We start from the raw sequence: 13891 nt of genomic DNA on the forward strand, positions 1-13891 counted from the left end.
GATTCGGAGAGGCGGCCTCAGTCATACGAGTGGATCAGGCGGTAACGCTTGCCTTCTCCAGGATTTCGCGAGCCAGCGCGGCGGTCTCGGACGGCGTCTTGCCGACCTTCACGCCCGCCGCCTCCAGCGCGTCCTTCTTCGCCTGGGCGGTGCCCGCCGAGCCGGAGACGATGGCGCCCGCGTGGCCCATGGTCTTGCCCTCGGGGGCGGTGAAGCCCGCGACGTAGCCGACGACCGGCTTGGTGACGTTGGCCTTGATGTAGGCCGCGGCCCGCTCCTCGGCGTCGCCACCGATCTCGCCGATCATCACGATCAGCTTGGTCTCGGGGTCCTTCTCGAACGCCTCGATGGCGTCGATGTGGGTGGTGCCGATGACCGGGTCGCCGCCGATGCCGATGGCGGTGGAGAAGCCGAAGTCACGCAGTTCGTACATCATCTGGTAGGTCAGGGTGCCCGACTTGGAGACCAGGCCGACCGGGCCCTTGCCGGTGATGTTGGCGGGGGTGATGCCGACCAGCGCCTCGCCGGGGGTGATGATGCCGGGGCAGTTCGGGCCGATGATCCGGGTCTTGTTGCCCTTCTCGACGTTGTAGGCCCACGCGTACGCGGTGTCCTGCACCGGGATGCCCTCGGTGATGACCACGAGCAGCGGGATCTCCGCGTCGATGGCCTCGATGATGGCGTCCTTGGCGAACTTCGGCGGCACGAACGCGATGGAGACGTCGGCGCCGGTTTCCTTGATGGCCTCGGCGACGGTGCCGTACACCGGCAGCTCGACCGCGTTGCCGTCCTTGTCGGTGTGCGCGACGGTGGTGCCCGCCTTGCGCGCGTTGACACCGCCGACGACCTGGGTGCCTGCCTTCAGCATCAGTGCGGTGTGCTTGGTGCCCTCGCCGCCGGTGATGCCCTGGACGATGACCTTCGAATCCTTGTTGAGGAAGATAGACATTTCCGGGTTCCTTACTTGGCCGCTGCCAGTTCGGCGGCCTTGTCGGCGCCTTCGTCCATTGTCTGCGCAAGCGTGATCAGCGGGTGCGCGGCATCGGCGAGGATCTGGCGACCCTCGTCCACCTTGTTGCCGTCGAGACGGACGACCAGCGGCTTGTTCGCCTCGGCGCCGAGGATCTCCAGCGCCTTGACGATGCCGTTGGCGACCGCGTCACAGGCGGTGATGCCACCGAAGACGTTCACGAACACGCTCTTGACCTGAGAGTCGCCCAGGATGACATCGAGACCCGCGGCCATCACCTCGGCCGAGGCGCCACCACCGATGTCGAGGAAGTTGGCGGGCTTGACGCCGCCGTGGTGCTCGCCCGCGTAGGCGACCACGTCGAGGGTGGACATGACCAGACCGGCGCCGTTGCCGATGATGCCGACCTCACCGTCGAGCTTGACGTAGTTGAGGTCGTTCTCCTTGGCCTTGAGCTCCAAGGGATCGGTCGCGTCCTTGTCCGCGAAGGCCTCGTGATCCGCGTGGCGGAACTCGGCGTTCTCGTCCAGGGTGACCTTGCCGTCCAGCGCGAGGATCTCGTCCTGCGGGGTGCGCACGAGCGGGTTGACCTCCACCAGGGTGGCGTCCTCCTTGACGAACACCTCCCACAGCTTCTGGATGGTCACGGCCGCGGCGTCGAGCACCTCGGCGGGCAGGTGGCCCTGCTCGGCGATCGAGCGGGCGAAAGCGAGGTCGACACCCTTGACGGCGTCGACGGCGACCTTGGCGAGGCGCTCCGGCTTGGTCGCGGCGACCTCTTCGATCTCCATGCCGCCTTCCACCGAGCACATGGCCAGGTAGGTGCGGTTGGACCGGTCGAGCAGGAAGGAGATGTAGTACTCCTCCGCGATGTCCTTGGCTTCGGCGACAAGGATCTTCTTGGTGATGTGGCCCTTGATATCCAGGCCGAGGATGTTCTGCGCATGCGTGAACGCGTCGTCCGGGGTGGCGGCGTACTTGACGCCACCCGCCTTGCCGCGGCCACCGGCCTTCACCTGGGCCTTGACCATCACCGGCTTGCCGATTTCCGCCGCGATGGCGCGGGCGTCCTCGGCCGTGTCCGTGACGCGGCCCTCGGACGAAGGCACTCCGTGCTTAACGAAGAGCTCCTTCGCCTGATATTCGAAGAGATCCATGTACTCACCGTCTCGTCTGCGTTGTGATGACAACGTCTTTGTTGGCGGCCCGACGTCGGAAGCGGGTCGGGTCGGACTCTAATCAGTCACATGGACGGCCAATCGGCCACGTTCATCCTAAGTGGCGCAGGTCACGGGCCGATAAGCGCGGCGGGAAAACCCCTGGCCAAGGCTACTCGCGAGTAGGTAGTTGACACCACGCCAGGTAGAACCGCCGAACCCGGGGCGACGGCGTGGTCTACTACAAACCGTCGTCGAGCGAGCTCGCTCGCGTGCCCAATGCACAGATAGATATTCCGTGGTGTTACCGTGATCAATCTCACATGTTCGGACAGAAGGGCCGCAGCGCTTGCGGACCCTGCAATCGTTTCGTTACCGTCATTGCGGTCGATGTCACAGCACGGTCACGACTAGGAGGACGGCAAGCTTGATGCAGCACAGCACTCCGCAGATGGAGAGCCGTTCCGCAAACGACTCGTCGACGCCGCTGATCAGCAGGCACCTCGGCCCCGCGAACATCTCCCGCTTCACCACGATGTGGCACCGCCGATGAACCATCGCTCCGCCCTTAAACCTGAAGATCGCGCCCAGTACGGACATCGTTATCGCAACGATGACGAACTGTTCGGGGCGCAGGCTTCCCATGGCAGGCCCTCAGTAGATCGGCAGCGGAACTCCTTGTTCAACGCGGCGCCGGCTCGGGACGACTACAACTCCGCGTCGCGGGCGCCCTACGGGAGCGCCGCGCCGCAGGCGGATTACCACGCCGCACCGTCCTATGGGGCAGCCCCGCAAGGGGACTACAACTTCCGCGCCGCCGGCACGCCGGACGACGGATACCGCGAGAACTCGTGGACCGCGAACGACTCGTGGTCGCAGCAGGATTCGTGGGCTCCGCAGGACGCATGGTCCGACGGCGCCGCTTGGAACGCGGGCGAAGCCTGGGGCGAAGAGCCTTACCAGGCGCCCGAGGACAGCAGCTGGGCCCCGGAAGAGTCCTGGGCGCCCGACACCGAGCCGGAGAACCCGGCCACCCCCACCGTCATCCCCGGCCGGCGCGCCGCCAAGCGCGGTGGCGCACCCCGGCTTCCCGCACCGCCCGCCGCACTCAAGGGACGTGCCGCGGTCGCCGCGGTCGCCGCTGGTGCGGTCGTGGCCGCCGGACAGGCCGCGCTCGCCTCGCCCGACCAGCCCTCGCAGTCCGTCGACTACGAGGCAGCCGGGCAGATCCACGAGATCGCCGCACAGTCCGTCAGCTTGGCCGACCCCAGCACCTCGCCGGAATCGCCCCAGCTGCTCAATGTCTCGGGCCCGACGCATCTCGGCGACTTCAACGACATCCTGCAAAAGGGTCAGAAGTACGCCGAAGATCTGGCGGCGGCGGAAGCAGCGAAGCTGCGTCCGCTGTTCACCAAGTTCGCGGCGGGTAACTTCACCTCCGGATACGGTGCCCGCTGGGGTGTACAGCATCTCGGCATCGACATCGCCGGGCCGATCGGCACGCCGATCGTCGCGGTCGCCGACGGCACCGTGATCGAAGCGGGGCCTGCGGCCGGGTTCGGGATGTGGGTTCGGTTGCTGCACGACGACGGCACCGTCACCGTTTACGGGCACATCGACACCGCTACGGTGTCGCAGGGGCAGCGGGTGATGGCGGGTGATCAGATTGCGACCATCGGTAACCGTGGGTTCTCGACTGGGCCGCATTGCCATTTTGAGGTGTGGTTGAACGGGTCGGACAAGGTTGATCCGGTGCCGTGGTTGGCTACGCGTGGGATCAGCTTGGGGCCTCAGCGGGACTGAGGGGTTCGGGGTTCCGGGCGAAGGTTTGTTGGGGAAAAGCTGAGGGCAGGACGCCTGGCGGCGTCCTCGGGGGTTGGTGCGTTCGGGGTGGACGCCTGGCGGCGTCCTCGGGATCGTCGGCGAATGTCGAGGCACACGCCTGGCGGCGTCGTCGAGGGTGTTGGTGCGTGCGGGGGTGGACGCCTGGCGGCGTCCTCGGGATCGTCGGCGAATGTCGAGGCAGACCCCTGACGGCGTGCTGAGATGTGTTGGTGCGGGCGGGAGTAGACGCCTGGCGGCGTCCTCGGGGCTGGTCAGCACGGGCAGGGACAACATTCCCGAGCTTGGCTTCACCGTGGTGCACGGTTGAATATCTGGTCGCCCCTGCTCGCGCACCCACCAACAGGGTTGAGCGGTCTGTGAACGTGCGCGAAGCGGCCAACAAGGGCGCGAAACGGTCGCCTTCAACCGGCTTTTCATGATCAACGGGACATGGTGGTGGGCGAATGCGGCGTGTCGCCGCAACCATGTACCGTTGATCTTGGTTATGGGGTGCGTGATGATGCGCACGTACTGATCGGGGCGGGGGGGTTTTCTTTTTTACAACTGACCGTGCCGTCGGAAGGGTGGGGGGGGGGGTCGTGGTTGTGNGCTAGCGTCGGGGGTATGGCACGTACAACGACGTACACCCAGTTCATCGCGGTTTCACCGGAACTCGTGTGGGCGGTGGTTGCGGATCCGACGCGGTGGCCGGAGTGGAATCCGGGTGTCACCTCGGTTCGGCTGCACGGTCCGGCCGCGGTGGGCACCACGGGTGACTATCTGCCTCGGGGGCGGGTTGTCGGGACATTGCATGGGCGGACTGCTCCGCCGTTCGTCATCAGCACGTTGGTTCCTGGGCGGGAGCTGAGCATCGAGCAGCCGGAGCCGGCGGGGCGGATGCGGCTGACATGGACGTTGACGCCGCGCGACGGTGGTACCGAGATCAGCCGGCAACTCACCTTCAGCGGACCGTCGGCACCGGTCGCGCGGATGGTGGTGAGTCCGTTGCTGGAATCCGATACGCGAGTGACTTTCGCGAAACTGGCGCAACTGGCGGGGATCAAGCCTGCGGCGACAGCACTGACGGTGGTAATCGCCGGTGGCACTGGCGCGTTGGGCAAACATGTCACAGCCGATCTCACTTGCCGTGGCCATCGAGTGACCGTACTGACCCGGCGACGAGACCCGGCGTTGCCGTTCACTCAGGTGGAGTGGGACGGCCGCACGGTGGGCGATTGGGTTGCGGCGCTGCGTAATCCGGGACCGACGGCGATCATCAATCTGGCGGGCAAGCTGGTCGACGTCCGACCGAGCGCCCGTAATATCGATGAATTGCGCCGCAGCCGAGTGGATTCCACGCGCGCGCTGGTCGATGCGGCCGCCACACTCGACGCGCCCGTCGACTACTGGGTGCAGGCCAGCACCACCGCGATCTGGTCCGATGCGGGCGAAACCCGTTGTACCGAAACAACTCCGCTACCGGTAGGCCTGCCGCAGATGACGGGTGTGGCGGAACCGTGGGAGCGGGCATTCGACGGCGCCAACGCCACCCACTCGACCATCCTGCGCACCTCGATCGTGCTGGACCCGCAAGCTCCCGCACTGAAACGCCTGAGCCAGTTGACCAGAGCGGGTCTCGGTGGACGTGTCGGTCCGGGCGACCAGTGGTTCAGCTGGATTCACGTCGAAGACTGGCTGGCCATCGTGCGCGCCGCCCTCGGCCTCGACCCTCAGGTCACGCTGCCGAACGGAATCCTGGTGGCCGCCACCGACTTCCCGGTTCGCAATCGAGAGTTGATGGCCGCGCTGCGCAGGCACCTGCGCCGCCCACCGGCACCACCCACCCCGACGGCGCTCCTGAAAATCGGCGCGGTGCTCCTGCGCAGCGACGCGGCCCTCGGCCTCACCGGACGCCACGCCACCTCGGAAGTCCTACGGCAGCAAGGCTTCACGTTCCGCTACCCGACCCTGGACGAAGCATTGACCGACCTACTCCCCCACTGAACGGGCCGCCGCACGCCGCAAAGCTACGGGCTACGACGGTGAGCGAGCCCCGGCCGAAGCCCGCCGACAAGCCCGCTACGGAGCTGCTGCGATCGCTAATCCCAGCAGCGCAACAACTTTGGCTACTTCCAACCCGATGTACCAGAAGTGCGCGTGGGAGCGCGGCAACTCCTCCCCGGCCAGTACGCGGTCGGCTCGCCGGCTCAACGGCGGGCGCACCACGAGGACCTGCGCGGCGAGCAGGACCACAGCGACGGCCAGCCACGCCCAGACACTCGGGCCGGGCGCGACCACCAGCGTCGCCAGTACCAGCGCCACGGCCAGCACCGCCTCGACGACGTTCAAGGCCCGGAACACCAGCCGCCCGATGCCGAGACCGAGCGCGAGGGTGACCCCGGGCGCACGGAACTTCAGCGGCGCCTCGAGGAACGAGATGGCCAGCACCATGCCGAGCCAGAGCATCGGAAGCAACCAGAGGACGTGCTGCGCGACCGTGTCCATGGGCGAACCTTACCTAGGCGCGCAGCGGAACCGAAGGCCTGCGCCGACCGGCAGCGGCGACGCTCACAGTTTCACCAGCGTCCTGCTGTACTGCGGAATGAGCCGAATCTTGCCCGCGGTACCGAAGTCGATGGTGACCGTGGCCAGCGGGCCGAAACCCTCCGCGGCGATCACCTTTCCGAGCCCATACTTGTCATCACTCACCCGATCACCCACAGCGAGAACGAGATTGGTGTTGTTGCGGGTAGCGCCACCGGGTGCCGGACGACGCGGCCCACGATCACCGCGCACACCGGGCCGCTGCTCGGACCACCCGTCACCACGAGTCCAGTCGCGTTCCATCCGGTCGTCGTCACCGCGACGACGGATACCACGGGTTGCCGCGGAACCGGTCGGCTCCAACCGACGCCAGTCGATCAGATGATCCGGAATCTCCTGCAGGAAACGCGATTCCGGATTGGAGACAGGCTGCCCCCACCCTGAACGCACCACCGCACGGGTCAGATACAGCCGCTTCCGGGCCCGAGTGATGCCGACGTAAGCGAGCCTGCGTTCCTCGGCCAACTCGGTGGGATCACCCAGCGCCCGCATGTGCGGGAACTGACCGTCCTCCCAGCCGGTTACGAAAACCACCGGGAACTCCAGCCCCTTGGCGGTGTGCAACGTCATCATCGTGACCACGCCGGTGCCCTCGTCCGGGATCTGGTCGGTGTCGGCCACCAGCGAGACCCGTTCCAGGAACGCGGCGAGCGATCCGGGATCCGGTTCGCCCTCGGCCACCTCCGGCAACAGCCCCTCCTGCCGGGCCGCCTCCGCATTGTTGTACGCCTCGGAGCTGAATTCCCGTGCGACGCTGACCAACTCGTTGAGGTTGTCGAGCCGGGCGCCGTCCTGCGGATCGTCGGACGCTTCCAGTTCGGCCCGGTAGCCGGTGCGTTCCAGTACCGCGTCGACGACATTGCCGACGTCGGGAAAGTCGAGGTTCTCCTGGACGCCCGCCGCCCTGATCTCCTCCAGCAGCTCGAGGAAGCCGGCGATCGCACGCTGGGCCCGGGTGTTGAGCAGCGCGACCTTGCCGTCGGCCGCGTCGCGCAGCGCGGCGGCGAAACCGATGCCCCGCTGGTCGGCGTGCACCGCCACACAGGCCTCGGCCCGGTCGCCGATGCCGCGGCGTGGGGTGTTCAGGATGCGGCGGACGCTGACCGCGTCCTCGGGGTTCTCCAGCACGCGCAGGTAGGCGACGATGTCGCGCACCTCTTTGCGCTCGTAGAACCGGACGCCGCCGACCACCTTGTACGGCAGGCCCATCCGGATGAAGATCTCTTCCAGCGCACGGGAGTTGTTGTTGGTGCGGTAGAACACCGCGACGTCGCCGTAGTTGGCCTCGCCCTGATCGACCAGTTTGTCGATCTCGCGCGCCACGAACGAAGCCTCGTCGTGCTCGTTGTCGGCGACGTAACCGGTGATCAGATCACCCTCGCCGGAGTCGGTCCACAGCTTCTTGTCGCGCCGGTTCTCGTTGCGCGAGATCACCGCGTTGGCGGCGGACAGGATGTGCTGGGTGGAGCGATAGTTCTGTTCCAGCAGAATGGTTTCCGCGTCCGGGAAGTCGCGCTCGAACTCCTCGATATTGCGGATGGTCGCGCCGCGGAAGGCGTAGATGGATTGATCCGCGTCACCCACCACACACAGCTCGCTGGGCGGCGCCTCGTCCTCGCTGCGGTCTTCCCGGTGGTGACCGACCAGTTCACGCACCAGGATGTACTGGGCGTGGTTGGTGTCCTGGTACTCGTCGACGAGTACGTGCCGGAACCGGCGCCGGTAATACTCGGCGACCTGCGGGTGGTGCTGCAGCAGCGCCACCGTCTCGCCGATCAGATCGTCGAAATCCAGTGCGTTCGCCGCGCGCAACCGCCGTTGATATTCGGTGTAGACGCGGGCCACCAGAGCGGGCAGTTCGGTCTCGTCCGACTCGGCGTCGGCGCTCGCCTGCTGCGGCCCGATCAGCTCGTTCTTCAGATTCGAGATCGCGGTCGACAGCAACCGAGCGGTGTATTTCTTGGTATCGATGTCGAAGTCGCGGCTGATCATGGTGAGCAGTCGCCGCGAATCATCGGCATCGTAGATGGAGAAATTCGAATTCAAGCCGGGCAGCAGGGCGGCCTGCATCCGCAGAATTCGGACGCAACTGGAGTGGAACGTGGAGACCCACATGTTGTTCGCACGCGGACCGACCAGTCCTATTACTCGCTCCCGCATCTCCGCGGCGGCCTTGTTGGTGAAGGTGATTGCGAGCACCTGACCCGGAGTCACGCCACGGGCGGCGAGCAGGTACGCGATGCGCCGGGTGAGCACGGCGGTCTTGCCGGAACCCGCGCCGGCCACGATGAGCAGCGGCGCGCCACTGTGCACCACGGCGGCACGCTGCTGCGGATTGAGGCCGTCGAGCAGGTGCACGGCTTCTTCGGCGCGCCGACGCTCCCGCTCGACACGCCGTTGCTCCAATTCGGTGGCCGACGGCGGCGGCTCGGGGACAGCGGCCCGCTGCGTTTCCCGCACCGCACCTACCTCCTCGCCATGCCTGACCGCTTCTTCGGTGTTACCACCGGTGAACTGCGGTTTGTGGGTCGAATCCGGCTGCAGGGCGCGACCGGCCTGCGTCTTGGGAGCCACCGTGATGTCCATCGCCCATCCACGCTACCGGCGGACACCGACAGAGATGAAGCCCCGGGCCGTCTCGGTGTCGGTTCGGTACCGCCTCGGCGAACGCCGGATGAACTCCGCAGGCAGGCGCCGCGACGAATCCGTAACCGCCTTCTCAGCAGATTCACAAAACCAAACGTTTTGCATAGCTACCCACCCGTGGCAGACTGGCGACATGATGAGTGCCCACGCGATACATCCGTTTCGGTTACCGACCGGATATCGTCATCGCGGCACCTGTATCTGAGCGCACCGTCCTTGGTAGCCAATTCGAAGGCCCTACCAGGTCTGTTTCACGGTGAAAGAACCGATCGGTAACGAGCCGGGCTCACCCGCCGATCCATGTTCTGACACGAGGAGATGAATGATGAGTACCCCCGCCACGACGACCGGGTCCGATTCGGCGCTGCCGCAGAGCGACGCGGAGATCGACAAGCTCCGTAAGGAGATCGATCGTCTCGATGCCGAGATCCTCGCGGCCATCAAACGTCGCACGGAGATCTCCCGGGTCATCGGCCGGACCAGAATGGCCTCCGGCGGGCCCCGCCTCGTGCACAACCGCGAAATGAAGGTGCTGGAGCGCTTCAGCGAGCTCGGCCAGGAAGGCCACACCCTCGCAATGCTGCTGCTGCGCCTCGGCCGCGGCCGGCTCGGTCACTGACCCCTTTTTCTTCAGGCCGCTCGACGCGGCCATAGACCCATGCGGCAAAAAGCTAGACAACCGCATTCCCCCAGGCCGCCCCGGGTGTTCATCACCCCGGGGCGGTCGTTTCGTCTCTCTCCCGCTCAGCTGAGGGCGATGTACTTGGTGGAGAGGTATTCCTCGATGCCCTCGGTGCCGCCCTCGCGGCCGAAGCCGGACGCCTTGACGCCGCCGAAAGGTGCTGCGGGATCGGAGATCACGCCTCGATTCACGCCGACCATGCCGGATTCCAGGCCCTCGGCGACGCGCAACGCGCGATCCAGGTCCCGGGTGTAGACGTAACTGACCAGCCCGAACTCGGTGTCGTTGGCGGCGGCGATGCCTTCCTCCTCGGTGGCGAAACCGACGATCGGAGCGACCGGCCCGAACACCTCCTCGCGCAGGATCCTGGCCTGCGGCGGCACCTCGCTGAGGATGGTGGCGGGGTAGAACCAGCCGGGACCGCCGGGCGCTTTGCCGCCGAGCCGGAGCTTCGCGCCCACCGCGACGGCGTCCTCGACCAGTTCGCTGACCGTGTCGAGTTGCTCCTCGTTGATCAGCGGGCCGAGGGTGGTGTTCGGGTCGGTGCCGGGGCCGAGCGTGACGCCTTCGGCCATCGCCTCGACGAACTTGCTGGTGAACTCCTCGAGCACGCCGTTCTGCACGTGGAATCGGTTGGCCGCGGTGCACGCCTCACCACCGTTGCGCAGCTTGGCCAGCATGGCGCCCTGCACGGCCGCGTCGATATCGGCGTCGTCGAACACTACGAACGGCGCGTTGCCGCCGAGCTCCATCGACGTGCGCAACAGCCCGTTCGCCGACTTCTCCACCAGCTTCTTGCCCACCTCGGTGGATCCGGTGAAGGTGAGTTTGCGCAGCCGCGGGTCGTCGAGCAGCGGCTGGGTCACCGCGCCGGAACGACTCGACGTGATCACCGAGAGCACCCCGTCCGGTAGCCCGGCCTCGCTGCACAGCTTGGCGAGCAGCAGCATGGTCAGCGGCGTCGCGGAGGCGGGTTTGACGATCATCGTGCAGCCCGCGGCCAGTGCCGGACCGATCTTGCGGGTGCCCATGGCCAGCGGGAAGTTCCACGGCGTGATCGCCAGGCACGGCCCGACCGGCTGCTTGTGCACCATGATCCGGCCGGTGCCCGACGGCGCGTGCAGGTAGCGGCCGTGCACCCGGACAGCTTCCTCGCTGAACCAGCGGAAGAACTCCGCGCCGTACTTCACCTCGTTGCGGCTCTCCGGCAGCGCCTTGCCCATTTCCAGGGTCATCAGCAGCGCGAATTCCTCGGCCCGCGCGGTGATCTGCTCGAAGACCGTGCGCAGGATCTCGCCGCGCTCGCGCGAGGGCCGCGCGGCCCACTCGGCCTGCACCGCGACGGCCGCGTCCAGCGCGCGCACCGCGTCCTCGGGGGTCGCGTCGGCGACCTGGGTCAGCACCTCCCCCGTGGCCGGATTGTGCACCGGGAAGGTGCCGCCGCCGGTGGCGGGCACCGGCCCGCCGATCCACAGCTGCGTCGGGACGGATTCGAGAACTTCGCGTTCGGACACCATGAGGCCAGCGTAGGCCGCGCCGCGGCGGTTCTCACCGAGTCTCCCGGGGTGTTTGCCGTGCGCGCCGCTGGGGCGGTGAGTAACCTCGGCGGACGTGAGCAGCGACATCACCGCGACGGCGGCCTGGCGGAAACTGCACGAGCACTTCGACGGGATCGCGGGGCGCCATCTCAGGGAGCTCTTCGCCGACGATCCTTCCCGTGGCCGTGCCATGACAATCGACGTGGCGGATCTGCACATCGACTTCAGCAAGCACCGCGTCAACCGGGAAACCCTGCACCTACTCGTCGAATTGGCGCGCGAGGCCGGGGTGCCGGAGCGCAGGGACGCGATGTACCGCGGCGAGCACATCAACACCTCGGAGGATCGCGCGGTCGCGCACATCGCGCTGCGCTTGCCCGCGGGTGCGTCGCTGATCGTCGACGGCGCCGACGCGGGCGCCGAGGTGCACGAGGTGCTGCGGCGGATGGGTGAGTTCACCGACGCGCTGCGCTCCGGCGACTGGCGCGGGGCCACCGGCGAGCGCATCAGCACCGTGGTGAACATCGGCATCGGCGGTTCCGATCTCGGGCCGGTGATGGTGTGCCAGGCGCTGCGGCACTACGCCGACGCGGGCCTCGGCGCCCGGTTCGTCTCCAATGTCGACCCGGCCGATCTGGTGGCGAAACTCGACGGACTCGACCCTGCGACAACGCTGTTCATCGTCGCCTCCAAAACCTTCTCCACGCTGGAGACGCTGACCAACGCGACCGCCGCCCGCCGCTGGCTGGTCGACGCGCTCGGTGAGGACGCCGTCGCCAAGCACTTCGTCGCCGTCTCGACCAATGCCGAGAAGGTGGCCGAGTTCGGCATCGACACCGCCAACATGTTCGGCTTCTGGGACTGGGTGGGCGGGCGCTACTCGGTGGATTCCGCGATCGGCCTCGCGGTGATGGCGACCATCGGCAAGGAGCGCTTCGCCGAGTTCCTGGCGGGCATGCACGCGGTCGACGAGCATTTCGCGAACGCGCCGCTGGAGGCGAACGCGCCGGTGCTGCTCGGCCTGCTCGGCGTCTGGTACTCGAACTTCTTCGGCGCGGAATCCCGTGCGGTGCTGCCCTATTCGAACGATCTGGCCCGTTTCCCGGCCTACCTGCAGCAGCTGACGATGGAGTCGAACGGCAAGTCGGTGCGCGCCGACGGCAGCCCGGTGAGCACCTCCACCGGCGAGATCTTCTGGGGCGAACCGGGAACCAACGGCCAGCACGCGTTTTATCAACTGCTGCACCAAGGTACGCGGCTGATCCCGGCGGACTTCATCGGATTCGCCCGCCCCACCGACGATCTGCCCACCCGCGACGGCACCGGCAGCATGCACGACCTGCTGATGAGCAACCTGTTCGCACAGACCAAGGTGCTCGCGTTCGGCAAGACCGCCGAAGAGATCGCCGCCGAGGGCACCGATCCGAAGGTGGTGCCGCACAAGGTGATGCCGGGCAACCGGCCGAGCACCACCATCCTCGCGCCACAGCTCACCCCGTCGGTCGTCGGGCAGTTGATCACCCTCTACGAACACCAGGTGTTCGTCGAAGGCACCATCTGGGGCGTCGACAGCTTCGACCAGTGGGGCGTCGAACTCGGCAAGCAGCAGGCGCTGGCACTGGCACCGTTGCTGACGTCCGCGGAAGAGCCCGAGCCGCAAGGGGATTCGTCCACCGACGCGCTCATCCGCTGGTATCGCGCGAAGAAGTAACGCTCAGCGCCACACCTCGTAGCGTCCGCCGCGTTGGCGCAGCACCAGATCGGCGCGGAACTTGGTGGTGTCGATCAGGTCGGCGTTGCGCAGGTCGCTGTCGTGCACCTTGACTTCGGCGGCCGCGGCGGTGCGGCCGCCGCGAATATGGCGGCGCAGCAACCGTTGCTCGAGCAGCGCCCGCGGTGCGTCGAGATACCAGCATTCGTCGAGCAGCTTGCGCACCGCCGACCATTCCCGGTCCCCGATATCGTCGAGCAACAGGTAATTGCCCTCGGTGAGCACGATCGTCTGCCGCTCGAAGACGATGCCCGCCGGGATCGGATCGCCCACCGTGCGATCGAAGACCGGCCACGGCACCGGCTCGCCGACCGGGGCATCGCGGAGCCTGCGCAGATTCGCCACGAAAGCCGCGGTATCGAAAGTGTCCGGTTCGCCTTTGCGGGCAAGGTTTCCCGCGGCCCGCAGTACCGCGTCGGTCAGGTGATAACCGTCCATCGGCGCGATTTCCGCCACCGGCCCATCGGCATTCAACGCCTTGCGCAGCCGGACCGACAGGGTGGACTTGCCCGCTCCCGGCGGCCCGACAATGCCGAGCAGATACCGGCTACCGTGCCCGGCCGCGTGCTCACGTACCCGCTGTACGAGCGCGCTCAACGATGTTTCGGCATACGCCCTGTCCACCACAGTCACCCTACCGAGCGAATTCCGTAGGCCGGCCCGAGCAAAACAAAAGGACATCTCACCGAGCCCTTGCCG

At 66.9% G+C, this 13891-nt stretch carries 11 protein-coding genes; 4 read left to right on the plus strand and 7 right to left on the minus strand.

From position 1 onward, the window contains the following. Window positions 1-34: 34 nt before the first annotated feature. The 3 genes from sucD to DBO33_RS43310 all read right to left on the minus strand — a co-directional run bounded on the left by sucD (window position 35) and on the right by DBO33_RS43310 (window position 2772). Window positions 35-949: a succinate--CoA ligase subunit alpha gene (gene sucD / locus DBO33_RS38240; RefSeq protein WP_069161670.1), complete on the minus strand. Its 915-nt coding sequence runs from the start codon at window positions 947-949 to the stop codon at window positions 35-37. A gap of 11 nt (window positions 950-960) precedes the next feature. Continuing rightward, window positions 961-2127 carry an ADP-forming succinate--CoA ligase subunit beta gene (gene sucC / locus DBO33_RS38245; RefSeq protein WP_107659371.1) on the minus strand — a complete coding sequence of 389 codons (1167 nt, stop codon included), beginning with the start codon at window positions 2125-2127 and terminating at the stop codon, window positions 961-963. Between the two features lie 393 nt (window positions 2128-2520). Then, window positions 2521-2772 carry a hypothetical protein gene (locus DBO33_RS43310; protein ID WP_199857081.1) on the minus strand — a complete coding sequence of 84 codons (252 nt, stop codon included), beginning with the start codon at window positions 2770-2772 and terminating at the stop codon, window positions 2521-2523. A gap of 33 nt (window positions 2773-2805) precedes the next feature. Between DBO33_RS43310 and DBO33_RS38250 the strand changes: the two genes are divergently transcribed. After that, the gene (locus tag DBO33_RS38250) at window positions 2806-3930 is read left to right on the plus strand and encodes a M23 family metallopeptidase (protein ID WP_234391269.1); all 1125 of its coding nucleotides are present in this window, start codon (window positions 2806-2808) and stop codon (window positions 3928-3930) included. Between the two features lie 645 nt (window positions 3931-4575). Next, window positions 4576-5955 (plus strand): DUF1731 domain-containing protein, encoded by a 1380-nt coding sequence (locus tag DBO33_RS38255; protein ID WP_107659373.1) that lies wholly within the window; start codon window positions 4576-4578, stop codon window positions 5953-5955. Between the two features lie 75 nt (window positions 5956-6030). Here the strand turns inward: DBO33_RS38255 and DBO33_RS38260 are convergent, their stop codons facing one another. Continuing rightward, on the minus strand, window positions 6031-6456 hold the full coding sequence (locus DBO33_RS38260) for a hypothetical protein (RefSeq protein ID WP_107659374.1): 426 nt from the start codon (window positions 6454-6456) through the stop codon (window positions 6031-6033). 63 nt (window positions 6457-6519) lie between these two features. Then, window positions 6520-9141 carry a DNA helicase PcrA gene (pcrA, locus tag DBO33_RS38265; RefSeq protein ID WP_199856882.1) on the minus strand — a complete coding sequence of 874 codons (2622 nt, stop codon included), beginning with the start codon at window positions 9139-9141 and terminating at the stop codon, window positions 6520-6522. Between the two features lie 385 nt (window positions 9142-9526). On the opposite strand from pcrA, the gene DBO33_RS38270 reads away from it, so the two are divergent. After that, complete coding sequence (locus DBO33_RS38270) at window positions 9527-9820, plus strand: chorismate mutase (RefSeq protein WP_107660958.1); 294 nt, start codon at window positions 9527-9529, stop codon at window positions 9818-9820. Between the two features lie 125 nt (window positions 9821-9945). Here DBO33_RS38270 and DBO33_RS38275 read toward each other — a convergent pair whose 3' ends face one another. After that, window positions 9946-11400, minus strand: coding sequence for an NAD-dependent succinate-semialdehyde dehydrogenase (locus DBO33_RS38275; protein WP_107659375.1), 1455 nt, complete (start codon window positions 11398-11400; stop codon window positions 9946-9948). 94 nt (window positions 11401-11494) lie between these two features. On the opposite strand from DBO33_RS38275, the gene pgi reads away from it, so the two are divergent. After that, window positions 11495-13132 (plus strand): glucose-6-phosphate isomerase, encoded by a 1638-nt coding sequence (gene pgi / locus DBO33_RS38280; RefSeq protein ID WP_107659376.1) that lies wholly within the window; start codon window positions 11495-11497, stop codon window positions 13130-13132. A 3-nt stretch (window positions 13133-13135) separates the two neighbouring features. Here the strand turns inward: pgi and DBO33_RS38285 are convergent, their stop codons facing one another. Further along, on the minus strand, window positions 13136-13816 hold the full coding sequence (locus tag DBO33_RS38285) for a nucleoside/nucleotide kinase family protein (RefSeq protein WP_234391270.1): 681 nt from the start codon (window positions 13814-13816) through the stop codon (window positions 13136-13138). Window positions 13817-13891: the final 75 nt, after the last annotated feature.

This window comes from Nocardia suismassiliense (assembly GCF_900269665.1).
Lineage (GTDB): Bacteria > Actinomycetota > Actinomycetes > Mycobacteriales > Mycobacteriaceae > Nocardia > Nocardia suismassiliense.